Source organism: Propioniciclava sp. LT294 (assembly GCF_059516005.1).
The window spans coordinates 203,261-226,856 of sequence record NZ_JCAKNG010000006.1 but is presented as its reverse complement, the minus strand read 5'-3'; the positions used below and the strand labels follow the sequence as shown (position 1 = coordinate 226,856).

At 71.3% G+C, this 23,596-nt stretch carries 24 protein-coding genes; 8 read left to right on the top strand and 16 right to left on the bottom strand.

What is annotated here, in order from left to right; all coding sequences use genetic code 11:
- Together AC5YDA_RS10265 and AC5YDA_RS10260 are read right to left on the bottom strand one after the other, a co-directional pair.
- The coding region (locus AC5YDA_RS10265; RefSeq protein WP_496189277.1) for an IS481 family transposase at positions 1-1,012 on the bottom strand (1,012 nt) is incomplete at its 3' end.
- Positions 1,013-1,142: 130 nt separating this feature from the next.
- The gene (locus AC5YDA_RS10260; RefSeq protein WP_496189275.1) at positions 1,143-2,102 is read right to left on the bottom strand and encodes a diacylglycerol/lipid kinase family protein; all 960 of its coding nucleotides are present in this window, start codon (positions 2,100-2,102) and stop codon (positions 1,143-1,145) included.
- A gap of 30 nt (positions 2,103-2,132) precedes the next feature.
- On the opposite strand from AC5YDA_RS10260, the gene AC5YDA_RS10255 reads away from it, so the two are divergent.
- Positions 2,133-2,429 carry a chorismate mutase gene (locus tag AC5YDA_RS10255; RefSeq protein ID WP_496189274.1) on the top strand — a complete coding sequence of 99 codons (297 nt, stop codon included), beginning with the start codon at positions 2,133-2,135 and terminating at the stop codon, positions 2,427-2,429.
- Positions 2,430-2,440: 11 nt separating this feature from the next.
- Here the strand turns inward: AC5YDA_RS10255 and AC5YDA_RS10250 are convergent, their stop codons facing one another.
- From AC5YDA_RS10250 to AC5YDA_RS10220, 7 genes are all read right to left on the bottom strand, one after another.
- Complete coding sequence (locus AC5YDA_RS10250; protein ID WP_496189273.1) at positions 2,441-3,169, bottom strand: glutamine amidotransferase; 729 nt, start codon at positions 3,167-3,169, stop codon at positions 2,441-2,443.
- 73 nt (positions 3,170-3,242) lie between these two features.
- A complete protein-coding gene (gene cysK, locus AC5YDA_RS10245; RefSeq protein WP_496189272.1) occupies positions 3,243-4,172 on the bottom strand; it encodes a cysteine synthase A in 930 nt (309 codons plus the stop codon).
- Positions 4,173-4,234: 62 nt separating this feature from the next.
- The gene (locus tag AC5YDA_RS10240) at positions 4,235-6,052 is read right to left on the bottom strand and encodes a DUF429 domain-containing protein (protein WP_496189271.1); all 1,818 of its coding nucleotides are present in this window, start codon (positions 6,050-6,052) and stop codon (positions 4,235-4,237) included.
- Positions 6,053-6,158: 106 nt separating this feature from the next.
- Positions 6,159-7,004, bottom strand: a complete 846-nt coding sequence (locus AC5YDA_RS10235) for a methyltransferase domain-containing protein (RefSeq protein ID WP_496189270.1) — start codon at positions 7,002-7,004, stop codon at positions 6,159-6,161.
- A gap of 3 nt (positions 7,005-7,007) precedes the next feature.
- Positions 7,008-7,766, bottom strand: a complete 759-nt coding sequence (locus AC5YDA_RS10230; protein WP_496189269.1) for an SDR family oxidoreductase — start codon at positions 7,764-7,766, stop codon at positions 7,008-7,010.
- Complete coding sequence (locus AC5YDA_RS10225) at positions 7,747-8,547, bottom strand: SURF1 family cytochrome oxidase biogenesis protein (protein WP_496189268.1); 801 nt, start codon at positions 8,545-8,547, stop codon at positions 7,747-7,749. The genes AC5YDA_RS10230 and AC5YDA_RS10225 overlap by 20 nt, the downstream gene beginning before the upstream one ends.
- Entirely contained in the window at positions 8,544-8,873 is a 330-nt protein-coding gene (locus AC5YDA_RS10220) for a DUF3099 domain-containing protein (RefSeq protein WP_496189267.1), read from the bottom strand. The genes AC5YDA_RS10225 and AC5YDA_RS10220 overlap by 4 nt, the downstream gene beginning before the upstream one ends.
- A gap of 51 nt (positions 8,874-8,924) precedes the next feature.
- Here AC5YDA_RS10220 and fabG point away from each other — a divergent pair, with 51 nt between their 5' ends.
- From fabG to AC5YDA_RS10195, 5 genes are read left to right on the top strand one after another with little or no spacing between them, the layout of a single operon-like run.
- Positions 8,925-9,638, top strand: a complete 714-nt coding sequence (gene fabG, locus AC5YDA_RS10215; RefSeq protein ID WP_496189266.1) for a 3-oxoacyl-ACP reductase FabG — start codon at positions 8,925-8,927, stop codon at positions 9,636-9,638.
- 20 nt (positions 9,639-9,658) lie between these two features.
- The gene (gene fabI / locus AC5YDA_RS10210) at positions 9,659-10,432 is read left to right on the top strand and encodes an enoyl-ACP reductase FabI (protein WP_496189265.1); all 774 of its coding nucleotides are present in this window, start codon (positions 9,659-9,661) and stop codon (positions 10,430-10,432) included.
- A gap of 51 nt (positions 10,433-10,483) precedes the next feature.
- Positions 10,484-11,290 carry an ABC transporter ATP-binding protein gene (locus tag AC5YDA_RS10205; protein ID WP_496189264.1) on the top strand — a complete coding sequence of 269 codons (807 nt, stop codon included), beginning with the start codon at positions 10,484-10,486 and terminating at the stop codon, positions 11,288-11,290.
- A 2-nt stretch (positions 11,291-11,292) separates the two neighbouring features.
- Entirely contained in the window at positions 11,293-11,757 is a 465-nt protein-coding gene (locus AC5YDA_RS10200; protein WP_496189263.1) for an NfeD family protein, read from the top strand.
- A gap of 60 nt (positions 11,758-11,817) precedes the next feature.
- The gene (locus tag AC5YDA_RS10195) at positions 11,818-12,990 is read left to right on the top strand and encodes an SPFH domain-containing protein (protein ID WP_496189262.1); all 1,173 of its coding nucleotides are present in this window, start codon (positions 11,818-11,820) and stop codon (positions 12,988-12,990) included.
- Here AC5YDA_RS10195 and AC5YDA_RS10190 read toward each other — a convergent pair whose 3' ends face one another.
- The 4 genes from AC5YDA_RS10190 to AC5YDA_RS10175 are packed head-to-tail and all read right to left on the bottom strand — an operon-like array spanning position 12,991 to position 17,071.
- Positions 12,991-13,977 carry an SDR family oxidoreductase gene (locus tag AC5YDA_RS10190; RefSeq protein ID WP_496189261.1) on the bottom strand — a complete coding sequence of 329 codons (987 nt, stop codon included), beginning with the start codon at positions 13,975-13,977 and terminating at the stop codon, positions 12,991-12,993.
- A gap of 48 nt (positions 13,978-14,025) precedes the next feature.
- Positions 14,026-14,535 (bottom strand): uridine kinase, encoded by a 510-nt coding sequence (locus AC5YDA_RS10185; protein ID WP_496189286.1) that lies wholly within the window; start codon positions 14,533-14,535, stop codon positions 14,026-14,028.
- A gap of 59 nt (positions 14,536-14,594) precedes the next feature.
- The gene (locus tag AC5YDA_RS10180; protein WP_496189260.1) at positions 14,595-16,268 is read right to left on the bottom strand and encodes a phospho-sugar mutase; all 1,674 of its coding nucleotides are present in this window, start codon (positions 16,266-16,268) and stop codon (positions 14,595-14,597) included.
- Complete coding sequence (locus AC5YDA_RS10175; protein ID WP_496189259.1) at positions 16,268-17,071, bottom strand: purine-nucleoside phosphorylase; 804 nt, start codon at positions 17,069-17,071, stop codon at positions 16,268-16,270. Before AC5YDA_RS10175 ends, AC5YDA_RS10180 begins: the two co-directional genes overlap by 1 nt.
- 70 nt (positions 17,072-17,141) lie before the next feature.
- Here AC5YDA_RS10175 and AC5YDA_RS10170 point away from each other — a divergent pair, with 70 nt between their 5' ends.
- Together AC5YDA_RS10170 and AC5YDA_RS10165 are read left to right on the top strand one after the other, a co-directional pair.
- Positions 17,142-18,560, top strand: coding sequence for an NAD(P)H-quinone dehydrogenase (locus tag AC5YDA_RS10170; RefSeq protein ID WP_496189258.1), 1,419 nt, complete (start codon positions 17,142-17,144; stop codon positions 18,558-18,560).
- 102 nt (positions 18,561-18,662) lie between these two features.
- Positions 18,663-19,592, top strand: a complete 930-nt coding sequence (locus tag AC5YDA_RS10165; RefSeq protein WP_496189257.1) for a DMT family protein — start codon at positions 18,663-18,665, stop codon at positions 19,590-19,592.
- Here AC5YDA_RS10165 and AC5YDA_RS10160 read toward each other — a convergent pair.
- From AC5YDA_RS10160 to AC5YDA_RS10150, 3 genes are all read right to left on the bottom strand, one after another.
- A complete protein-coding gene (locus AC5YDA_RS10160) occupies positions 19,577-20,629 on the bottom strand; it encodes a glycosyltransferase family 2 protein (protein ID WP_496189256.1) in 1,053 nt (350 codons plus the stop codon). The two genes, AC5YDA_RS10165 and AC5YDA_RS10160, sit on opposite strands and share 16 nt — an antisense overlap.
- Before the next feature lie 107 nt (positions 20,630-20,736).
- On the bottom strand, positions 20,737-22,503 hold the full coding sequence (locus AC5YDA_RS10155; protein ID WP_496189255.1) for an acetyl/propionyl/methylcrotonyl-CoA carboxylase subunit alpha: 1,767 nt from the start codon (positions 22,501-22,503) through the stop codon (positions 20,737-20,739).
- Positions 22,504-22,629: 126 nt separating this feature from the next.
- A complete protein-coding gene (locus AC5YDA_RS10150; protein WP_496189254.1) occupies positions 22,630-23,529 on the bottom strand; it encodes a decaprenyl-phosphate phosphoribosyltransferase in 900 nt (299 codons plus the stop codon).
- Between the last annotated feature and the right edge of the window lie 67 nt (positions 23,530-23,596).

The following is a 23,596-nucleotide window of genomic DNA, read 5'->3' as shown; positions in this document are numbered from 1 at the left end:
TGTAGTTGCTCATGACGTTGGTGACGCCCGTCCGGAGGCGTGAGGCTGGGGGTTGGTCACCGGTAGCGCTGTGGGGCCGATGGTAGTTGTAGTGCAGGTTCCAGGTCGCGATCGCTTGGCGTCGGTGTTCTTCGCTGGCCCAGGGGCGGGCGTAGAGCAGTTCGTTGGCCAGGATTCGCTGGTAGCGCTCGACCTTGCCGGTGTGGCGGGGTGTGTAGGGCTTGGTTCGCTGGTGGCGTGCGGCGAAGGAGCAGACGGCGCGGGTGAAGTCGTTGGCGCGGTAGCAGGAGCCGTTGTCGGTGACGATCCGGGTGAACCGGGTGATGCCGTGGGCGGCGAACCAGACGTGGGCGCGGTGGAGGAACCCGATCGCGGTCTTGGCGGTCTCGTCGGGGAGGGCCTCGGTGTAGGCGAGCCGGGAGAACCCATCGACCGCGGAGTGGAGGTAGACGTAGCCGGGTCGAGCGCCACGTGCTTTGGCCTTGGCGGTGGCGCGGGCTGCGGCGCGGGCCTGGTCTGAGTTGATGCCGTGGATGCGCCAGCCGCCGCCGTCGGGGATGCGGCCGACCTTCTTCACATCGAGGTGGATCATGTGTCCGGGCCAGTGCGCGGTGATCGTGCCGGGCTTGCGGAGTGGTTCGCCGTCGACGTCGAGGTGGTCGAGTCGGTGCAGGCCGAGTTTGTGGAGCCAGCGGGTGACGGTCGCGACCGAGATGGTGATGTCGGTGGCTGCGAGTTCGCGCGCGATCCGGCGTGCTGACCACTTGTTCTTCCGCATCAGCGCGATCTGCTCGACCACAGCCGTGGGGGTCTGGGTCGGGCGATGTCGGGGTGCGCTCGAGTGATCGTGGAGGCCGGCTTCGCCGTGTTCGCGGTAGCGGGCCACCCACTTGCCCAGGCACTGGCGTGAGACGCCTGCTTCGGCGGCGATATGGGCGATCGGGCGGTGGCGGCAGCGCAGCACCAGCCGCAGACGGCCCTCGGAGGTCAACGGAGCATTACGGTGGGTCACAGGGCAGGTCCTTCGGATCGGCGACGGTTGTCTTGGTCGACTTCCATCCTTGCCGCCGGGGACCTGCCCGTCCCTCACCGCCTACCGCCGGGTGACACCAACCTCATGAGCCGCAACACCTAGTGGGGCCTCAGGCGGGGGGTGCGGTGCGGACGAGCAGCCCGCCCGCCTGCACCCGGACGCGCAGGTCGGCCACCTCGCCGACCACGTCACCGTCCAGGTGCAGCGGCGCCGGCTCGTCGGGGACGGCCCAGAGCGTCCGGATGCGCGAGTAGCGCAGGGCGGTGGCCTCCCATCGGTGGTTGGTGAGCCCGGCCCACGCCACGGACGCCCACTGGGACGGCTTGCGCAGCGGCACCTCGAGGCAGTCGAGGTGCCCGTCGTCCGGACGCGATGCGGGGAACACCGCGATGCCGCCGGGGAGGTTGCCCGAGTTCGCGACGAGGATCGTCCACGTCTCCAGCCGTCGCCCCGGCGCGCCGTCGACCGACAGGCGCATGCGGAGCGGCTTGCTCAGCAGGTGCCGGGATCCCATCGCGAGGTAGGACAGCCAGCCCAGCCGTGACTTCGCCGTGGAGTCGGTGGCGAGCACCGTGGCGGCGTCGTGGCCGAGCCCCGCCATGACGAGGAAGGGCTGGTCGGCGGTCGGAACCCCGGTGGCCCCGTCCACCACGGGACGCCAACTGGCCCAGCCCACGTCGAAGGACCGGGGGATCCCGTGGAGGGCGCGGTTGACCATGAGGCGGGGGTCGCGCGTGCGCAGGCCCACGTTGTGCGCGAACAGGTTGGCGGTGCCCAGGGGCAGGACGCCGAGGTTCACTTCGCTCCCGGCCAGGGCGCGGGCGACCTCCCGCACCGTGCCGTCGCCGCCTCCGACGACCACGAGGCGGGCCCCTTGGGCGACGGCGTCGCGGGCCTGCCGCCAGCCGGTCTCCTCGGGCGTGGTGGTCTGGATGCGGACCTCGATCCCCGCGTCCGCGCAGGTGCGTTCGAGATGGTGGCGGGCGACGGTGTACCGCTTGGCGACCGGGTTCAGGACGGCCCACACCGGGACGCCTGGCTCCGACGCATGTTCTGGCACGTCGCTCACGTTCTCCATTGTGCTCGGTAGGGTGGCCGCATGAGCGAGATCCCGGCCGAGCTGGCTGGCCTGCGTGCCAGCATCGACAACCTCGACCAAGCGCTGGTGTGCCTGCTGGCCGAGCGCTTCCGCATCACGAAGGAGGTCGGCCGGCTCAAGGCGACCAAGGGCCTGCCGCCCGCGGATCCGGAGCGGGAGCGGGCGCAGATCACCCGCCTGCGTGAACTGGCCGACGGCGCTGGGCTGGATCCGGAGTTCGCCGAGAAGTTCCTGACGTTCATCGTCACCGAGGTCGTCCGCCACCACGAGCAGATCGCCCGCGAGCACGAGGGCTGACGGCCACGGCGTCAGCGCGCGAACATGGCCACGAAGTTGCCCAGGATGCGTCCGGGGCTGTCGTCGACGCCCGCCGCGCTCACCTGCTCGACCAGGGCGTCGAACTCGCGGGGGTCGAAGTAGCCCGCATCGCGGTAGATCACCATGCGCTCGACCAGGCGGGGCAGGTCCAGTTCGGGGTGGAACTGCGTGACGTAGGCCCGCTCGCCCACCCGGTACGACTGCACGGGGCAGGCGGTGCCGCTCGCCAGGAGCACGGCGTCGTTGGGCAGCCGCGAGCAGGCCTCCTTGTGGCCGGTGAAGGCCTTGAAGGAGCCGGGCACGCCCTCGAACAGGGGGTCGGTCCGGCCGGCCCCGGTCAGGGTGACCTCGACCGCTGAGGTCGTCTCGCCGTGGGTGCGGTCGACGATCCCCCCGAGGTGCTGGGTGAGGATGCCCACGCCGTAACACAGGCCGATCAGCGGGACGCCCTCCGCCAGCGCCACGTCGACCAGGCCGCCGAGGTCGCCCTCGACGCGACGCTGGTTCTCGGTCTTCACCTCGTCGGACGCGTTGAACTGCCCGCCGCCGATGATCAGGCCGGAGTAGTCGTCCGGGTGGATCTTGGGGAGGGGGGCCTGCTCGACCCGCAGCTGCACCAGCTGTCCCGGTTTCAGGCCGCCGAAGGTGGCGATGGCGTCGAACTCGGCCGCGACCGCCTGGTCGTGGTCGCGGATCGAGAGGTGCAGGAAGGGCTTCACGGTCTCCTCGCGGGTCGTGTCGGGACGAACAGAGGCGGGCGAGGTCTCCCGCCCGCCTCCGCTCGTGGTGGGATCAGTCCATCAGGTCGGCGTAGAGCACCGAGGAGAGGTACCGCTCGCCGAAGCTCGGGATGATGACGACGATCGTCTTGCCCGCGTTCTCCTCGCGCGCAGCCACCTCGCCGGCCGCCTTGAGGGCGGCGCCGGAGGAGATGCCGACGAGCAGCCCCTCGACGCGGGCGGCCTGCCGGGCGGTCGCCACCGCGTCCTCGGAGGTCACGGTGATGACCTCGTCGATGATCGAGCGGTCCAGGATGGCGGGGATGAAGTTGGCGCCGATGCCCTGGATCTTGTGCGGGCCGGGGGCGCCGCCCGACAGGATCGCCGACTCCGCCGGCTCGACCGCGACCATCCGCACCTCGGGCTTGCGCTCCTTCAGCACCTGGCCCACACCCGTGATGGTGCCGCCGGTGCCGACGCCGGCCACGACGATGTCGACGGTTCCGTCGGTGTCGTTCCAGATCTCCTCGGCCGTCGTGCGGCGGTGGACGTCGACGTTCGCCTGGTTCTCGAACTGGCGCACGAGCACGCCGCCCTGCTCGGCGGCGATCTCGTTCGCCTTCGCCACGGCGCCACGCATGCCCTCCGGGCCGGGCGTGAGCACCAGCTCGGCGCCGAAGGCCCGGAGCAGGGCACGACGCTCCTTGGACATGGTCTCCGGCATGGCGAGCACGACGCGGTAACCGCGCGCGGCGCCGACCATCGCCAGGGCGATACCGGTGTTGCCCGAGGTCGCCTCGACGATGGTGCCGCCGGGCTTCAGCTCCCCGGACGCCTCCGCGGCGTCGATCATCGAGACACCGATGCGGTCCTTGACGGAGTTGGCGGGATTGTAGAACTCGAGCTTGGCCAACACGGTGGCCCGGGACTCCGGCAGGAGCTTGTTGATCTTGACCAGCGGCGTGCGACCGATGAGGTCGGTCACGTTCTCGAAGACGTTCATGGGGGAAACCTACCCGGGCGCCCGGCCGCCGATGAGGGATTTGGCCCCCATGGCGTCGTGCGTCACGACTCCTGGCGCCGGCTCGGGTCGTGGCCCATCTTCTCCAGTCGCGCACGCAACAGCCCGAGTCGGTGCGCGTTGCCGTGCAGTTCGAGGTACCGGCCGCCGAAGAGCGCGAGCAGGGCGTCGTCGAGGCGACGGACGGCGCCGGGCGGGTACTGGTAGCCCATGCGGTCGGTGATGCCCGAGGAATCCACGGTGGGAAGCAGCTTGGCGAGTTCACGCAGCGACGTGATGCCGAGCTCGAGCAGCAGGCCCGACACCCATGTGTAGTGCTCGGTGCGGGACCAGCCCGCGTCCGGGTAGTGCCCGGCCAGGAACGCCGCCAGTTCCTGGTGTCCGATCCGAGGGTCCAGGGCGTCCGTCTGGGGCAGTTCCGCGGATCCCTCCCGGCGCAGTTGCTCCCGGATGACCTCGAACTCGCGATCGGCCAGCTCGAGCAGTCCGGCGGCCAGCGTGAACCGCCTGTTCAGGTCGGGGGCGAGCACGTCCGGAATCGTGCCCTTGTAGCGGATGTCGTGCTCGAACTCGGCCCAGGCGTGCTGGAGCACCGTCCGGATCTGGATCTGGGCGCTCTGCACCCGCACGGCGTCGGTGGGCACGTCACCGACCCAGGCCGGGTCGAGGGCGACCTGCAGGTGCCGGCTGGTGTAGCCGTAGCGGCCCTCGCTGGCCGTCTCCCGGCCGAGGTCCTTGTCGGCGACGACGCGGAGCTGGTCGGCCACCAACTCGGCGACCGCCGCAACGTCGCTGGTCACGTACGTGATGACACGGACGCCGATCTGGTCGGTGATGTCGCGCAGCGGATCGACGTAGAGCAACACTCCGTCCGCCGCCTTGTTGGTCTTCTCGGCGAAGGAGGCCACGCTCTTGCCCCGCCAGGCCACGTCCAGGTAGTTGATGCCGGCGTCGTCCAGGACGCCGGTCAGCCAGGAGGCCAGTCGCGACGCCAGCTGCTCCACCACCGGCTGCACCTGCGGGTAGGCGTTGACGGCCTCCTTGGCCAGGTGTCCCGGCTCGCCCGTGGTGGGGGAGGGCTCCGCCGGGACGGGAGGGGCGGCCGCCGGTCGACGCGGTGCCGGACGCAATCCCTCGGGGAGTGTCGGCGTCACGATGGACCCGGACTCGGCGTCCCCGTAGGTGGTGAGCGATTCCGGACGCACGTGAGCCAGCATGGCCACGTACGCGCAGACGACGGCATCGACCGGGTCCTCCCATCGACGCAGCTCGCTCTTGCGGCTGGCCCCGGCCACGCCCGCGACGAGGGCGTCCCACTCGGCGCAGCCCTCCAACCGGAGGGGGACGGCCGCGTGCTCCAGCCCCTGGAGAAGGGAGATGAGGCGCAGCATCTCGGCGTGCAGCAGGTGGAACGGGCGGTTGGCGCGCTGCTTGTACTTCACCGTCCGCCCCAGCCGGAACAGAGCGACCATCGCGGCGTGCGGGTACACCTCCACGGCGCGACGCCGGGACGCCGAACCCGGGTCGATGTCGAGCCCGAGACGCGCGGCCACGCGGGCGCCCCGCGGGCCCTTGCTGAACTCAGGCTTGCGGGTGTTGGACGGGTGCGTGCCGGCATCGAAGCGGGCGAAGTCCCGGCTCAGTGCCGTCTCACACGGTCTGTTCCCGGTCGGGTTCGCGACGATCAGGGGGGCGTCGATGCCCACCACGCAGTCACCGGAGAGGTGGTCCGTGAGCGCCTGGACGATCGAATCGTCACTGGTGGCCCGGCCCAGGCGGAGCAGGTGTCCCGCGTCGTCCAGGACGGCCAGACCCGTCGGAGCGCGCTCACCCCAGGCGAGGTCGATTCCCACGAAGTGCACGGTGCCATCCTCGCGGACCGGGGGCGGATGTGGGGGCCGGAGCTGTAGACCAGCACGAAGTGGTCGGTACTCCAACCACGTCGTGCGGGTCAACGGGGCTCGGCGGTCACGGTGAACCATCTCCCGTGGGGATCGCCCGCCCCTTCCGGAACAGCCAGACGCTCACAGCCACCTCGGTGTCGACCGCGTCCACGGCGTCCGGGACCCCGTGGAACGCGTTGGGTCCCATGCCGATCAGGTCGCGGGCGAGCTCCGCACCCGCGGCCAGCGGCGTCCGGACGCGTTGGCGCGCCACCACCTCGAACAGGCCGGACGCGCTGCGCAGCAACCGTTCGTCCTTGTCGGCCTCGATGGACAGCAGGCCGTGGCGCCGGCGGAGCGAGGCGAGGTGCTCCGGATCCGGGGTGACGACGATGAGCAGCCCCGCGTCGGCGAGGACGCGGGCGAACTCGGCCATGTTCCGGGGGGCGAACAGGCACGTGACCAGGGTGAACCGGCGGGACCGCAGCGGCAGGGTGCCCCAGGCGTCCGCGACGATCGAGGCACAGCGGTCGTGCGCCTTCGCGGCCCGGCGTGCGGCGGGGACCGAGACGTCCACGGACAAACCCCGGGCGGCCGGCAGGACGTCCAGCAGCCGGGCCAGGTGGTGGCCGGTGCCGCCGCCGATGTCGAGGATCGTCCGGGCGCTCAGGGCCCGCTGGGCCAGGACGGCGTCCACGGCGTCGAAGGCGCCCGAGGCGAGGACGCGTGCCCGGGCGTCCACCATCGCGGCGGTGTCGGCGTTGGCGGGCTGTGCGGTGCCGAGCAGGTTGAGGTGTCCCTGCCGGGCGACGTCGTAGGAGTGGCCCGACCGGCAGGAAGCGCGGGCGATCCGGCCGCCCTCCTCGATGAGGTCGAGCGGCTCGGAACAGGCGGGGCAGGCGAGCAGCCCCCGAGCGGCGTCCAGCCCCACGGGTCAGAGGCCCCGCAGGCGGCCGCCGTCGACGGGGACGATGCAGCCGGTCATGAAGGACGCGGCGTCCGACAGCAGGAAGGCGGCGACGCGACCGAACTCGACCGGCTGCCCGATGCGGCGCATCGCCGAGGAGCGGCCCATGTCGGCCAGCGCGGCGTCCCTGTCCTGCGTCTGGTCGACCAGCCAGTTGATGCGGTCGGTCTGGATCGTCCCCGGCATGATGCCGAAGGCCCGCGACCCGGAGTCGCCGAACTCGTCGGCGAGCTGCGTGATGAGCATCGCCAGGCCGGGGCGGGTCACGTTGGAGGGAGCCATCGTCGCCAGCGGTTCCTTGGCCGAGGTGGAGAGCACGAACCCGAGCGCCACCGGGCCGGACGCCGCCTTCACGACCTCGCGGGCGGTGCGGAGCGCCGCCACGACGACGGAGTCGAAGGCGGCCAGGTACGTCGCGTCGTCGACCTCGAGCACCGAGCCGCGCGGAGGCCCGCCGACGCTGACCAGGGCGCCGTCGAGGCGTCCCCAGGTCGCGATCGCGAGGGCGGCGGCCCGGGCGGCGGTGTCGGGCTCGATCAGGTCGGCGGCCAGCGCCACGGCGTTGTCGGCGCCCAGCGCGGCCACGGCGTCGGCCAATGGCTGCTCGCGGCGGGCGACGAGCACGACGCGGGCCCCCTCGGCCACGAGTTGGTCGGCGGTCGCGCGGCCGAGGCCGCCGGACGCGGCGGTGACGAGGAAGACCTTGTCAGTCAGTCCGAGATCCATGGGTCGTCTCCTGGTTGGGTGCGGTGGCCTGGGCGGCGGTGGCCCGCGCGGCGCGCTCCCTGGCGCGCCGGCGGTCCTTGATGTCGTTGCGGATGAGGATGAGCAGGCCGATCCCCGCGATCGCGGTGAACGCGAACCACTGCATGGCGTAGCTCCAGTGCGGGCCCTCGGTCGGGGGCGGCGGGGTGATCGGGCGCAGCTCCGGTGACTGGGCCGGGGTGACCTCGATGAGTGAGATGAACCCGTTCACCAGGGGGCGGCCGACCCATGCGGTCAGCACGTCCGAGTTGACCAGCCGGACGGTGTTCTCCGTCGGGGTCATCTGGTTGAGGTTGCCCTGCTCGTTGCGCCGGACGTACCCGACGAGGCTGACCTCACCGGACGGGGGAGCGGGGAAGACCTTGGGGAAGTCCTGGCCCGCGGGACGCTCGACGAAGCCCCGGTCCACGAGCACCGTCTCGCCGGTGGCCGTCACCAGCGGCGTGACGAGCTCCCACCCGGTCGCGCCGTCGAAGCTGCGGTAGCGGGCCTGCACCTGCTTGTCGGCCAGGAACGTGCCCCGCACGGTGACCCGCTGCCACTGGTCCGCGTCCTGGATCTCGCGGGTGAACACCTGCTCGAAGGGTTGGACCGGGGCCGCCTCGTGCTCGGCCGTCGTCGCGTTGCGGTCGCGCCGCTGGTCCAGCCTGTCCAACTGCCACTGGCCGAGGTTCACGAACGTGAAGCCCACGGCCACCACGAACACCGTCATCAGTGCCCACCGCAGCCACGTCCGCCTCACTGATCGTCCTCCTGCTCCACATCACCCTGGATGACCTCGCCCGCCGTGAGGGAAGGGAGTTCGGGTGGCTCCCCGTCGCCGGTGACGGCGGTGCCCGGCCGATTGTCCTTGGCGTTGGCCAGCAGGACGGCGACGCCCGGCAGCAACGCGGCCGCCACCAGCAGGACCACGTTCCACGGGGTCGGGGCGACGACCGCGGCGAGGAAGAAGGCCACGCGGAACGCCATCGACACGAGGTAACGCCTGGTGCGCTGGTCGGTGGACAGGCTCGCGCCGGGCCGTGCGCTCGTGATGAGCGACGGGGCAGCGTGCACGCGTCCAGCCATGGTTGCCAGCCTACGCCTCACCCATGACCCTTCTCACGCTACGGTTGTCCGGTGAATCAGACCTCGCGCAGCATCCTCGTCACCGGTGGGGCCCGCGGCATCGGCCGGTCCATCGTGGAGGAGTTCCTCGCCCAGGGCCACCGGGTGGCCGCAGCCAGCACGTCCGGCAAGGCGCCCGAAGGGGCGCTCGGCATCGCGTGCGACGTCTCGGACGCCGCCTCCGTGGACGCCGCCTTCAAGGCCGCAGAGGGGGCGCACGGCCCCATCGAGGTCGCCGTCGCCAACGCCGGCATCACCAAGGACACCCTCATCCTGCGCATGAGCGAGGCCGACTTCGATGCGGTCATCGACGTCAACCTGAAGGGTGCCTTCAACGTGGCCAAGCGGGCCTCGAAGTCGATGCTGCGGGCCCGGTACGGCCGCATCATCCTCATCGGCTCGGTGGTCGGTCTCTACGGTTCGCCCGGCCAGGTGAACTACGCGGCGTCCAAGGCGGGCCTCGTGGGGATCGCCCGCTCGCTGACCCGCGAGCTCGGCAGCCGCAACATCACGGCCAACGTCGTCGCGCCCGGCTTCATCGAGACCGAGATGACCGCGGTCCTGTCCGAGGACACGGTCTCCGGCTACAAGGACGCGATCCCGTCCGGGCGCCTGGGCTCCCCGGCCGAGGTCGCCGCCGCGGTGGCGTTCCTCGCCTCGGACGCCGCGGGTTACATCTCCGGAGCCGTGCTGCCCGTTGACGGCGGCCTCGGCATGGGCCACTGAAACAAGGAGGAAGGGCAGGTATGGGAATCCTCGAGGGCAAGAGCATCCTCGTCACCGGCGTGACGATGAACACGTCCATCGCGTACAAGGTCGCCGAGATCGCCGCCGCGGAGGGCGCGACCGTCGTCGTGTCGAACTTCGGCCGCGCCATGGGCATCACCAGCCGCATCGTGCGGCGCATGGAGCCGGTCCCGGCCGTGCTCGAGTTGGACGTCACCAACGAGGAGCACCTCGCCGGTCTGGCGGACGCCCTGCGCGCGGTCGGCATCGAGCGGCTCGACGGTGTCGTCCACTCGGTGGCGTACGCCAACCCGGAGACCGCGCTGGGCGGTGCCTACCTGACCACGCCCTTCCCCGACGTCGCCCAGGCCATGCACGTGTCCGCGTACTCGCTGGTCAGCCTCACCATGGCCTGCAAGCCGCTGTTCGGGGAGACGGCCTCGGTCGTCGGGCTGACCTTCGACGCCCGCGTGTCGTGGCCGCACTACGACTGGATGGGCGTGGCCAAGGCCGCCCTGGAATCGGCCTCCCGCTACCTCGCCCGCTACCTGGGGCCCGAGGGCGTCCGCTCCAACATCGTCGCGGCCGGCCCGATCGACACCATCGCCAAGAAGGCCATCCCGGGGGCGACGTCGTTCAACGACATCTGGGGCGGCCGCGCCCCGCTGGGCTGGGACGAGTCCGACGCCACCCCGACCGCGAAGGCCGTCGTGGCCCTGCTCTCGGACTGGTTCCCGTCCACCACGGGCGAGATGATCCACGTCGACGGCGGCCTCCACTCCACCGGCGCGTGACACGGGCGCCCGGAGCCGCCGTGTCGGCGTCCGGGCCGGTAGGTTGGGGGCATGGCACCCGTCGTTGAACTCGCTGACGTCTCGATCGTGCGTGGCGGAGCCACGCTGCTGGACAAGATCACATGGACGATCGATGAGTCCGACCGCTGGGTGGTCATCGGCCCCAACGGCGCGGGCAAGACGACGCTGTTGCAGGTGCTGTCGGCCAACCTCCATCCGACCTCCGGCTACGCGGCGATCCTGGACGAGGTGCTCGGCGGGGTCGACGTGTTCGAACTGCGCCCTCGGATCGGCGTGACGTCGGCGGCGCTCGCCGACCGGATCCCGCGCGGTGAGGCGGTCGGCAACGTGGTCGTGTCGGCGGCCTACGCCGTGGTCGGACGCTGGAACGAGGGCTACGAGGTGGAGGACTTCCGCCGCGCCGCCATCCTCATGAAGCAACTCCGCATCGAACACCTCGGCAAGCGGACCTTCGGCACCCTCAGCGAGGGGGAGCGCAAGCGCGTGCAGATCGCGCGGGCCCTGATGACCGACCCCGAACTGCTGCTGCTCGATGAGCCCGGCGCCGGCCTCGACCTGGCCGGTCGGGAGCGTCTGGTGGCCACCATCGGGGACATCGTCGCCGACGAGTTCTCCCCGGCCACCGTGCTCGTCACCCACCACCTGGAGGAGATCCCACCGGGCATGACGCACGCGATGCTCCTCAAGGCCGGACGTGTCGTCGCCGCCGGCCCGATCGACGAGGTGCTGACCGACGCCCACATGGGCGAGGCCTTCGACCTGCCGCTGACGGTCACGCACGACCGTGGCCGGTGGTCGGCACGTGCCGCGCACCACCCCCAGCGCGCCCAGGAGTGACGATGCTCGAGTGGATGCAGGCGAACTGGTGGGTCGTGTGGCTCGTCCTGGCCGGTGGCCTGGCCATCTCCGAGATGCTCACGCTCGACATGACGCTGCTGATGCTCGCCGGCGGGGCCCTGGCCGGCGCGGGCGCCGCCCTGGTGTTCCCCGGCCTCGTCTGGGTGCAGGTGCTCGTGGCCGTCGTGGTCGCGGTGGCCCTGCTGGGCGTCCTGCGCCCGGAGATCCTCAAGCGGCTCCACATGGGTGCCGGCTACCGGAGCACGTTCGACCAACTGCTGGGCAGCAGGGGCCGCGCGCTGGGGGAGATCACGGCGTCCGGTGGCGAGGTGACCGTCAACGGTGAGACCTGGACCGCCCGCACTTGGGACGGCGAGCCCATCGCGTCCGGGGTGGAGGTCGAGGTGATCGAGGTGGACGGCCTCACCGTGGTCGTCCAGCCGCGCCACAAGCCGCTCTCGCACTGAGGAGCACCGGGACGGCGCCCGGGCTAGGCTGGGTGGTATCCCAGCCGGAGGAGACACCCCATGCCCGATCCGTTCCTGATCCTGATCATCGTCGTCGCGGTCGTCGCCGTGGTGGCCCTGGCGCTGTCGGTGCGGGTGATCCAACAGATGCAGGTCGGCATCGTCCAGCGGCTGGGCAAGTTCAACCGCGAGATCGGCCCCGGCCTGCACCTGATCGTGCCGTTCATCGACCGGGTCGCGTACACGATGGACATGCGGGAGGCCGTCGTCCCCTTCCCGCCCCAGGGCGTCATCACCGAGGACAACCTGATGGTCGGCATCGACTCGGTCATCTACTACCAGATCGTCGATCCCAAGCGGGCGGCCTACGAGGCGCAGAACTACATCCAGGCGATCGAACAGCTGACCATGACCACGCTGCGCAACATCATCGGCGGCATGGACCTCGAGCAGACCCTCACCTCCCGCGAGGAGATCAACCAGAAGCTCCGCGCCGTGCTGGACGAGGCCACCGGCAAGTGGGGCATCAAGGTCAACCGCGTCGAGCTGCGCTCCATCGAGCCGCCGGCCACCATCCGCGACGCCATGGAGAAGGGGGCCCGCGCGGAGCGCGAGAAGCGTGCCCAGATCCTGCTCGCCGAGGGCCAGCGCCAGTCGCAGATCCTGTCGGCCTCCGGTGACCGGGAGTCGTCGATCCTCCGTGCGCAGGGTGAGCGCGAGTCCCAGGTGCTGCGCGCCCAGGCCGACCGGCAGGCATCCATGCTCCGCGCCGAGGGCGAGGCGCAGGCCATCACGACGGTGTTCAACGCCATCCACGCCGCGGAGCCGGACGAGGGCCTGTTGGCCTACCAGTACCTGCAGATGCTGCCCAAGCTCGCCCAGGGCGACGCCAACAAGGTGTGGATCATCCCCTCGGAGCTCAACGATGCACTGAAGGGGCTCGGCTCGACCGCGGGCGAGGCGATCACCCGGTTCGCCGGGGGGAAGGTCGACCCGTCGAGGTTCAGCGCCCCGGAGAAGGTGGACGTCTTCGAGGAGATCGCGGCGTCCAAGCGTGCCGAGGAGGCCGAGTCGGAGCGCTCGGTGCAGCAGGCCATCGCCGAGGCCCAGAAGATCGAGCAGGGCAAGGCCGCGCGCCTGGCGACCGGTGGCCAGGCCACCGCGCTCGAATCCGATCCCCAGCCCGTCGAGGAGCCCCAGCCCGAGTCGCAGCGCGCGGTCCAGGAGCCGTGATCAGGCCCAGGAACGCACCTTCGCGGCGACCTCGTCGCAGAACGCGTCGAACGCCGGGTCCGGACGCCGCGACTCCGGGTGGGCCTGCACCCACTCCCACGCACGGGCGACACCCTCGGCCCACGTCACCCGCGCGTTGAACGCGGGCACCAGGGACTTGACCAGACCGTTGTCGAACACGATCGTGGACGCCTTGTCGCCCAGCAGCGTCGCCTCGAGTTCGGGCCGCAGGGCGGCGAGGGTGTCGCTGGCCACGTGCACCAGCTGGAGGTCGGCGCCGATCGTCTCGGCGACGGTGCGGAACGCGGCGTTCCACGTGATCGACTCGTCCGAGGTGATGTGCACGGCCCGGCCCAGCGCGTCCGCGTTCCCCAGCAGGCCGGTGAGGCCCACGGCGAAGTCCTCGTTCCAGGTGAAGGTCCACAGCGACTCGCCGTCCCCGTGCATGATGAGGGGCTTGCCGTCGAGGGCCCGCTGCCAGTGGGCCCACGGGGCGCCGAAGTGGAAGTTGGTCGGGATCGTCCGCTCGCCGTAGGTGTGGCTGGGACGCACGATGGTCCAGGGCAGCGACCCGTCCCCGGCACGGAGCACGTCCTCGCAGGCGATCTTGGCGCGTGCGTACGCCGAGTACGGGTTCCCCTGGGGCGACTCCTCCGTCACGACGTGGTGGGGGAGCGGCTTGAGGTAGGTGGAGCACGAGCTGATCAGCACGTACTGCCCGACCCGACCGGACAGGACCCGCAGGTCGCGCTCCACGTCGGCGGCGTCGAACGCCAGGAACTGGACCGCCGCGTCGAACTCGCGGCCGGCGAGCACCGCGCGCAGCGACGCCTCGTCGCGCACGTCCCCGACGAGGTGCTCCACGCCGTCCGGAAGGGGCTCGCGGTGTCCACGGTTCAGCACGGAGAGTTCGTGGCCCTCGGCCAGGATGCGGGCGACGACCGCGCGGCTGATCGTGCCGGTGCCGCCAGTGAGCAGGATGCGCATGGCGACCATCCTGCCGCAACGAGCGGGCGCGTGCGCAGGCTCGACGGGTCAGGCGGGGCCGAGCAAGCGGATGGCGCGGCGCATCGTCACGGGGGTGAACCCGGCCGCCAGCGCCGAGGCCCTCAGCGCGGGTTGGCTGCGGAAGAGCGCCCAGCCCCGACGCAGCAGGACCAGCGGTGGTTTGCGCCGGTGGGCGAGGTCCCGGCGGAGCCTGAGCGCCGCCACCAGCCAACGGGACCGGTCGAGGTAGAGGGGCTCGACGGGCAGCCCGGCACGGCGTGCGTGGGGGAGCAGGTCGACGGCGAAGATGCCCTCGGCCACGACCAACGCGTGTCCGCCCAGTTCCAGCGTGCGCCGCCCCACGCGCCTCGACTCGGCGATGGAGTACAGGGGCACCTCACAGCGCCCCTCGCGCACCAGGCGTCCCAGCGCGTCCACGGCGGCCGCGGGATCCCAGGTGGCGGGGTCGTCCCAGTCGACGATGCCGTGGGCGCGGGGGAGTCCCGGGGTGTCCGCATCGCGGTAGAAGTCGTCCAACCGCAGCGCCAGGGCCCCGATGTGGCGCGCCAGCCGAGACTTCCCGCCGCCCGAGGGCCCCGCCAACAGGATGACGCGGGTCACAGCCCCAGGGCCGCGGTCATGTCGGCCTTGAGCCGCTCCATCACCCCGGACGCCCGCGTCCGGGCCGCCGCGAGGTCGGCCGACGCGTCGGCGGGAAGGGCCACCTCCAGGTAGACCTTCAGCTTCGGCTCGGTGCCCGAGGGCCGGGCCACGGCACGCACCCCCTCGCCCTCCAGCAGGACGGCGTCGGTGGGCGGCAGGCCGTTCCAGCCCGCCCCCAGATCCGAGGCCGCCACCGGCACACCGGCCAGGTCCGAGGGGAGGTCCGCACGCAGGCGCGCCATGGCGTCGGAGATGATGGACAGGTCCTCCACCCGGAACGACAGCTGCGCCGTCAGGTGGACGCCGTGGGTCCGGGCGATGTCGTCCAGCCGCTCCGCGACGGAGGAGCCCTCCGCCTTCAGGGAGGCCACGAGCGCGAGGATCCGGGTCAGGGCCGTGATGCCGTCCTTGTCGGCGACCGATGCGGGGTCGGTGCAGTACCCGATCGCCTCCTCGTAGCCGAACGCGAGACCGGGCACGCGGCCGATCCACTTGAAGCCGGTGAGCGTCATCGCGAACGGCTGGCCGGCCGCACCGGCCATGCGTCCCAGCAGCGTCGAGGACACCACCGAGCATGCGTAGACGCCGGGCGTCCCGCGCCGCAGGGCGTCGTCGGCGAGCAGCCAGCCCAGTTCGTCGCCGGTCAGCATCCGCCAGGTGGGCCCGGCCAGAGCGCCGGAGGCCGCGGGGAAGGGAGCCGCCAGGGCCACCCGGTCGGCGTCCGGGTCGTTGGCGATCGCGACGTCCGCGTCGGTCTCGACGGCCAGGGCCAGCGCCAGGTCCATGGCGCCCTTCTCCTCGGGGTTGGGGAACGCCACGGTGGGGAAGGACGGATCCGGCAGTGCCTGCGCGTCGACCAGGGCCGGGACAGGGAAGCCGGTGCTCGCGAGCATGCGCGCCACGACCTCCGCGCCGACGCCGTGCATCGGCGTGTAGACCCAGCGCAGGTCGCGCGGGGCCTCCGCCGTCACCAGCGAGGCCGCCCGGGCCACGTAGGCGGCCAGCAGGGGCTCCCCGATCGTCTCGTAGGCGCCCGAGCGGGGGATCTCCGCGAGCGGTCGCGCGGAGGCGGCGACGATGTGGGCCGCGATCTCGCCGTCCGTCGGCGGGATGATCTGGGACCTCCCGACGTAGACCTTGTACCCGTTGTCCTGCGGCGGGTTGTGGGAGGCCGTCACGACGACCCCGGCGGCGCAGTCGAAGTGACCGATGCCGAACGCGACCACCGGGGTGGGCACGTGGGTGGCGGTCAGCATCGGGCGCAGGCCGTGCCCGGCGAGGATCTCGGCGGTGTCGCGGGCGAAGACATCGGAGTTGTAGCGGGCGTCGTACCCGACGAGCACCCGCGCCCCCCGGTGGCCGTGCTCGAGCAGCCAGCGGGCGAGCCCGGCGGCGGCCTGGGAGACGACGACGCGGTTCATGCGGTTGGGGCCGGGGCCCAGTGCCGCGCGCAGGCCCGCGGTGCCGAACTCGAGGCGTCCGGAGAAGGCGTCGACCAGCTCGGCCACGGCGTCCGACTCGCCCGCCTCGGCGCGCTCGACGAGGTGGTCGAGCGCGGTGACGGTCGCCGGGTCGGGGTCCTGGGCCTGCCACGCCCGGATGGCCGCGAGCTTCTCAGCGGGCAGCATCACAGCACCTCCAGCAGGCCCGCCAGCAGGGCGCGCAGGCGGGGCACGGCGTTGCGGCCGGCCTCGATCACCTCGCTGTGGTCGAGGACCTCGCCGGTGAGCCCCGCGGCGGCGTTGGTCACGAGCGAGATGCCGAGCACCTCGAGTCCGGCCTCCCGGGCCGCGATGCACTCCAGGGCGGTCGACATGCCCACCAGGGTGCCGCCGATCACGCCGGCCATCCGCACCTCGGCGGGGGTCTCGTACTGGGGTCCCGCGAACTGGACGTAGACACCCTCGTCGAGGTCGGGGTCGACCGTACGGGCGAGGTCGCGCAGGGCCGGGGACCAGGCATCCGTCATGTCGACGAAGGTCGCCCCGTGCAGCGGGGTGGCGCCGGTCAGGTTGATGTGGTCGGCGATCAGGACGGGCGTGCCGGGGGCCCAGTCGGGGTTCAGGCCGCCGCAGCCGTTGGTCAGGACCAGGCGGGTCGCGCCGGCCGCGGCCGCGGTGCGGACGCCGTGGACGACGGCGTCCGCGCCCTTGCCCTCGTAGAAGTGGGTGCGCCCGGTGAAGAGGGCCGCGACGCGACCCGAGGGCAGGCGCAGCGCGCGGACGGCACCGCCGTGGCCGACGACCACCGGCGCGGAGAAGCCCGGCAGCTCGGACAGGTCGACCTCCGCGATCACCTCGCCCAGGTCATGGGCGGCCGTCGACCACCCCGACCCGAGCACCAGGGCCACGTCGAGGCGCTCCACCCCCAGGCGGGAGATGAGGACGGCGGCGGCCTCCTGGGCCAAAGTGTGGGGGTCTGCGTGCGTCACGGGCCGAGCATACTGGCGCGGTCGGCCCGGCGCTTCGACCCGGCTGGGAGCTCGTGGAAGAATGCCGAGCGTGACTGACGTTGTGATCATCGGTGGTGGACCGGGCGGCTACGAGGCCGCGCTCGTCGGACGGCAGTTGGGTGGACGGGTGACGCTCATCGAACGCCGAGGGGTCGGCGGATCGGCCGTGCTGACCGATGTCGTCCCCTCCAAGACACTGATCGCGACGGCGGAGGTGATGAACCGCGTCCAACGGGCCACCCGCGTCGGCCTCGAGCCGAAGGACAAGGCGTACAAGACGCTGGCGGAGACGGTCCACGTCAACTTCGCCCACATCCACGAGCGGATCGTGGCCCTGGCCCAGCAGCAGAGCCGGGACATCCACGACCGGCTGGTCGCCGACGGTGTCCGGGTCATCCAGGGCACCGGGCGCCTCGACGGGACGGAGGCCGTGATCGCCACGACGCCGGACGGGCGGACCGAACGGCTCAAGGCCGACATCACGCTCATCGCGACGGGTGCCCGTCCGCGTGAACTCCCCGACGCCAAGCCGGACGGCGTCCGGATCCTGAACTGGACCCAGATGTACAACCTGACCGAGCCACCCGAGCGACTCATCGTCGTGGGCTCGGGTGTCACGGGGGCCGAGTTCGCGGGGGCCTACCGCACGCTGGGGGTGGACGTGGTGCTCGTGTCGTCCCGACGGCAGGTGTTGCCGAGCGCCGATGAGGACGCCGCGCGGGTCATCCAGGACGTGTTCGAGAACTCGGGCATGACGATCATCTCCAACGCGCGTGCCATCGCCGCGCGGGTCGAGGGGGACGGCGTCGTCGTGACGCTGGAGGACGGACGCACGGTCGAGGGCAGCCACGTCCTCATGGCCGTCGGTGCCATCCCGAACACCGAGGACCTGGGGCTGGCCGAGGTCGGCGTGAACACGACGGCGTCCGGGCACATCACGGTCGACCGCGTGTCGCACACCTCGGCCCGCGGCATCTACGCGGCGGGCGACTGCACCGGGGTGTTCAACCTGGCCTCGGTCGCGGCCATGCAGGGTCGCATCGCCATGTGGCACTCCCTCGGGGACGCCGTCACCCCGCTGGACCTCAAGGCGGTCTCCGCCAACGTGTTCACCTCGCCCGAGATCGCGACGGTGGGGGTCACGCAGGGCGAGGTGGACGCCGGCGTCGTCCGGGCGCGCGCCGTGGTGCTCCCCCTGGACTCCAACGCGCGCGCCAAGATGCGCGGACTGAAGGACGGGTTCGTCAAGGTGTTCTGCCGTCCCTCGACGGGCATCATCATCGGGGGCGTGGTGGTGTCGCAGCAGGCGTCCGAACTGATCCACGTGCTGGCGCTGGCCGTGCGCTCCAAGATCACGGTCGACGACTTCGCCCAGGCCTTCACCGTGTACCCGTCCCTGTCCGGCTCCGTGGCCGAGGCGGCCCGGCGTCTCCACGGTCACGCCGGTGACGAACACCTCATCTACTGATGAAGGCCCCCGGTTCCACGCGCGGATGGAACCAAGGCAACCCGTGGCCGGGTTGCGGGGCGGCCGCGCGCATTGCTCCGGTGAGCGGCTAGCGTAGGCGAAGTGACGCAGAACATCCCCCTCGCCATCGGACTGGTCCTCGTGGGCTCGTTCTGCTTCGCCATGTCCGCGCACCTCCAGCACGGTGCCGTCGACCGGCACCTCGGCGGCAACCGGCGCAAGGACCAGATGAGTTTCCGCTCGTTCCTGGTCGCGGTCCGCAGCCGGCGCTGGTTGCTGGGCCTGGTGCTGCTGGGCGTGTCCGCCGTGTTCCAGATCCTGGCGCTCACCCTGGCGCCCCTGACGGTCGTCCAGCCCCTGGGCCTGCTGGCCTTCCCCTGGTCGGTGCTCCTGGCCGCGCACGCGACGAGGACCTGGGTCCCGCCGCGCATCCAGTTGGCGGTCGCCGTCACCGTGGTCGCGACGCTGGCCTTCACCGTGGTGACGGGCGTCCACGCCTCGGCCTCGTCCGACCTCGTCATCAGGCGCGTCATCATCGGGGCCCTGGCCGTGTACGCGGTGGTCGGCCTCTTCTCGACGCTCGGGGCCAAGGGCCCCCACCACTGGCGCAGCCTGTTCTGGTCGTCGGGCGGTGCCCTGTTCTATGGGCTCGAGGCGTCGCTGGTGAAGTCGCTCATCGAGTACGTCCGCACCCACTCCTGGCCCTACTCACCGGCCATCTTCGGCATCGTCGTCGCCCTCGTGGTGGGCGCGGTGGCCGCCGGCTGGCTCATCCAGCAGGGGTACGCCACCGGCCCGGCCGAGGTCGTGGTCGGGTCGATGACCGTGACCAGCCCCGTCGTCGCCGTGGCCTTCGGCATCCTCGTGCTGGGGGAGGGCGCCGGGATCACCCTGGACGCCGCCGTCTGGATGGTCATCCTCGGCGCGATCGCCGTGATGGGGGTGGTCGCGCTCGCGCGCTTCCACCCCAGCAACCACGTCCAAGGGCCCCCGGAGCCGGGCGCCACGGCCGCCAGTCAGCTGAACCTGTAGAGCTTCTGGGCCGTCCGGTACAGGGCCACCGAGATGCGGCGTCCGAGCGGGCCGGGCAGGTTCGCGCCCAGCACGAGCGGGAGGCGCAGGCCCAGGCGGGTCTTCAGGACGGGGTCGACCGAGTCGATGTGCTGCCACATCTCGCGGCGCATGCGCAGGCCCCTCTCCGTGCCCTCGAGCAGCGCGAAGATGCTGGACGCCGTCACGATCAGGCCCAGGTACTGCTCCATGTAGCCGGCGAGGCGGCGGTTGCCGGCGCCCTCGGGGAGCTTGTGCGCCTCCACCATGACGCGGGTGACGCGCATCTGCTGATCCAGGCGCTTGACCTGGACGCTCTCGTTGACCGACTGGTCCTCGCGGCCGATGAAGTACCGGTAGAGGTTCACCGGCAGGTAGAACAGCGTCTGGACGCTCGGGAGCGGCTGGTAGACGAAGATGTTGTCCACGTAGAACGTGTGCTCGGGGAGGTCGACGCCCGAATCCCGCAGGACCTGCGTGCGGTAGATGGCCGAGTGCATGAGGATGTTCTGCCCGGGGCCGGAGAAGCCGACCTCGTTCCACGTGAACACACGGTTCTTCGGCAGCATGCCGCGATACCGGATGACCTTCTGCGTCCCCGAGATCGTGTGCTCGTAGACGTAGTTGGCGACCACCAGGTCGACGGGGGAGCCCGAGCCGATGAAGTGGCGGAGCTTCGACAGCATCAGGTTCAACGCGACGGGGTCGAGCCAGTCATCGGAGTCGACGACCTTGAAGTAGACACCCGTCGCCGCACGCAGGCCGGCCATGACCGCGCCGCCGTGGCCCTTGTTCTCCTGGTGGATGGCCCGGATCGTGCCGGGGTAACGCGCGGCCCAGGCATCAGCCTTCTCGGCCGTGTTGTCCTTCGTCGAGCCGTCGTTGACGATGATGATCTCGATGTCGCCCTTGCCGTGCAGGATCGAGTCGATGCAGTGATCCATGTACTCGGCCGAGTTGTAACAAGGGATGACGAAGGTGATTTCCTTCTGCTGGTCGTACGGGTGCTCGGCGGTCACGTGGTCCTCTTCGTCGGTGCGGGTTCCTACCCCGACAGGCTAGCCGGTCGACGCCCCGGGCCGCGTCCTCCGCGGCCCGGATCGCCGTCGTTGGCGTGTGATCGGCGTCACTCCGCGTCGATGATCTCGCACAGGGTGTCGCCGGAGGCGACCGTCTGGCCCGCCTCGACCTGCAGGCCCTTGATGACGCCCGCGCGATGGGCGTTCAGGGGCTGCTCCATCTTCATGGCCTCCAGGACCACGACGAGGTCGCCCTCGGCCACCGTGTCGCCCTCGGAGACCGCGACCTTGACGATCGTGCCCTGCATCGGTGAGGCCACCGCGTTGGTGGACGGGGCGGACGCCTTCGCGCCACCCCGGTCGCGGCGGGTCGGCTTCTTGGCCTTGGCGGATGCCGAGGGTGCTGACGCACCGAGCGTCGCCGGCAGCTTGACCTCGACGCGCTTGCCGTTGACCTCGACGACCACGGTCGTCTTCTCCGCCTCCTCGGACTCGCCGAGCGGGCCGGTGTACGCGGGGATGTTGTTCTCGAACTCGGTCTCGATCCAGCGGGTGTGGACGCCGAAGTCGCCGTCCGCGGCCACGTAGGCCGGCTCGGTGAGCACGACCTCGTGGAAGGGGATGACGGTGGGCATGCCCTCGAGCACCGTCTCGGACAGCGCCCGACGGGAGCGCGCGATCGCCTGCTCGCGGTCGGCGCCGGTGACGATGATCTTGGCGACCAGCGAGTCGAACGACCCGGGGACGGCCATGCCGGCGTTGTAGCCGTGGTCGACGCGGACGCCCGGCCCGGACGGCGCCTGCCACGCGGTCAGCGTGCCGGGGGCCGGCATGAAGTTGCGGCCGGCGTCCTCGGCGTTGATGCGGAACTCGATGGAGTGTCCGCGCACCTCGGGATCGTCGTAGCCCAGCGCCTCGCCGTTGGCGATGCGGAACATCTCGCGGACGAGGTCGATGCCGGTGACCTCCTCGGACACCGGGTGCTCGACCTGCAGGCGCGTGTTCACCTCGAGGAAGGAGATGCGGCCGTCCTGGGCGACCAGGAACTCACAGGTGCCGGCGCCGACGTAGCCGGCCTCCTTCAGGATGGCCTTCGAGGAGGAGTACAGCGTCGCGAGCTGCTCCTCGCTCAGGAACGGGGCCGGGGCCTCCTCGACCAGCTTCTGGTGGCGGCGCTGCAGCGAGCAGTCGCGGGTCGACACGACGACGACGTTGCCGTGGGAGTCGGCCAGGCACTGCGTCTCGACGTGGCGTGGCTTGTCGAGGTACTGCTCGACGAAGCACTCGCCGCGGCCGAAGGCCGTGACGGCCTCGCGGGTGGCCGACTCGAAGAGTTCGGCGACCTCGTCCAGGTGGCGGGCGACCTTGAGGCCGCGACCGCCGCCGCCGTAGGCGGCCTTGATGGCGATGGGCAGGCCGTACTCCTGGGCGAACGCGACGACCTCGTCGGCTCCGGCCACCGGGTCGGGCGTGCCGTGCACCAGCGGGGCGCCGACCCTGTTGGCGATGTGGCGGGCCTTGACCTTGTCACCGAGGGCGTCGATGGCGGCGGGCGGCGGACCGATCCAGATCAGCCCGGCGTCGATGACGGCCTGGGCGAAATCGGCGTTCTCGGCGAGGAAGCCGTAGCCGGGGTGGATGGCGTTGGCGCCGGAGCGCTCGGCGATGGCCAGGATCTTGGCGACGTCCAGGTAGGTCTCGGCGGGGGTCAGGCCGTGCAGCGCGAAGGCCTCGTCGGCCAGCTTCACGAACAGGGAGTCGGCGTCCGGGTCGGCGTAGATGGCCACGCTCGGCAGGCCGGCATCGCGGGCCGCGCGGATCACGCGGACGGCGATCTCACCGCGGTTGGCGACGAGAACCTTGGTGATAGGCACATTTCCTCCTTGAAAGTCCCAGTCTTCGGCGCAGGGCCGTGTCCGTTCCGGAGTCTAGGACCAAAGCCGGACGGGTCCGAAATCGGCAGGTCCGCCGTGACGACGTGTGCGCCGGGGGCGTCCGGCTCAGAGGAATACGGCGATGGCCACGGGAATCACCCACAACAGGCCGAGGGCCTGCAGCACGCGGTCGGACAGGACGACGTCCTCGGGTTCGCCGGCCGAGCCGGAGTCGATGACGTAGGCGTACCGCATCAGGGCCAGCGTGAACGGCGCGATCGAGATCGCATGCCAAGGAAGACGGAACAGGGCGACGTCCCGGGACTGCTCGAACGCCCACAGGCTGTACGACATGATCACCGCAGTGCAGGCGAGGGTCCACGCGAAACGCAGGTAGCTGTCGGTGTAACGGGCCAGGGACGCCCGGGTGCCGGCCTCGGCCCCCAGCTCCCGGATCTCGGAGTAGCGCTTGCCCGCCACCATGAACAGCGACCCGAACCCCGCCACCAGCAGGAACCACTGGGACAGTTCGATACCCGACGCCACGCCGCCCGCCACGGCACGGAGGATGAAGCCGGACGCCACCATGGCGAGGTCGACGATCGGCTGGTTCTTCAGGAAGACCGAGTAGCCGACCTGGAGCACCCAGTAGGTGGCCAGGGTGACGCCGAGCAGCGGCGCCACCGAGAAGCCGAGCACGAGGCTCGCCGTGAGGGCCACCCCGGCCAGCACGAGGGCGGTGGTGGGGGAGAGCTCACCGGCCGCGATCGGCCGGAACCGCTTCTTCGGGTGCGCGCGGTCCGCCTCGACGTCGCGGACATCGTTGATGAGGTAGATGGACGCGCTGACGAGGCTGAAGGCGACGAACGCCCACAGCGTGTTGACGAGGACGGCGGGCTGCAGCAGCGTTCCGGCCGCGACCGGAGCCGCGAAGACGAGGACGTTCTTCACCCATTGGCGGGGCCGCATCGCCCGGATCGCGGCGGGGAGGCGGTGGCGCGGTGTCGCGGATTCGAGCTCGGTCATGGCGGGGCCAGTCTAGCGAGGGAGCGCCGGGCGTCATCCCCAGCTGTGCCGAGAGTCCCCGAGGCGA

Bases quoted from the DNA above. Each gene is read 5' to 3' on its own strand.
- AC5YDA_RS10150 (WP_496189254.1), bottom strand. From the start codon at position 23,529: ATGACCGAGCTCGAATCCGCGACACCGCGCCACCGCCTCCCCGCCGCG.
- AC5YDA_RS10200 (WP_496189263.1), top strand. From the start codon at position 11,293: ATGCTCGAGTGGATGCAGGCGAACTGGTGGGTCGTGTGGCTCGTCCTG.
- AC5YDA_RS10190 (WP_496189261.1), bottom strand. From the start codon at position 13,977: ATGCGCATCCTGCTCACTGGCGGCACCGGCACGATCAGCCGCGCGGTC.
- AC5YDA_RS10180 (WP_496189260.1), bottom strand. From the start codon at position 16,268: ATGCTGCCCGCTGAGAAGCTCGCGGCCATCCGGGCGTGGCAGGCCCAG.
- AC5YDA_RS10195 (WP_496189262.1), top strand. From the start codon at position 11,818: ATGCCCGATCCGTTCCTGATCCTGATCATCGTCGTCGCGGTCGTCGCC.
- cysK (WP_496189272.1), bottom strand. From the start codon at position 4,172: ATGAACGTCTTCGAGAACGTGACCGACCTCATCGGTCGCACGCCGCTG.
- fabI (WP_496189265.1), top strand. From the start codon at position 9,659: ATGGGAATCCTCGAGGGCAAGAGCATCCTCGTCACCGGCGTGACGATG.
- AC5YDA_RS10230 (WP_496189269.1), bottom strand. From the start codon at position 7,766: ATGGATCTCGGACTGACTGACAAGGTCTTCCTCGTCACCGCCGCGTCC.
- AC5YDA_RS10205 (WP_496189264.1), top strand. From the start codon at position 10,484: ATGGCACCCGTCGTTGAACTCGCTGACGTCTCGATCGTGCGTGGCGGA.
- AC5YDA_RS10220 (WP_496189267.1), bottom strand. From the start codon at position 8,873: ATGGCTGGACGCGTGCACGCTGCCCCGTCGCTCATCACGAGCGCACGG.
- AC5YDA_RS10255 (WP_496189274.1), top strand. From the start codon at position 2,133: ATGAGCGAGATCCCGGCCGAGCTGGCTGGCCTGCGTGCCAGCATCGAC.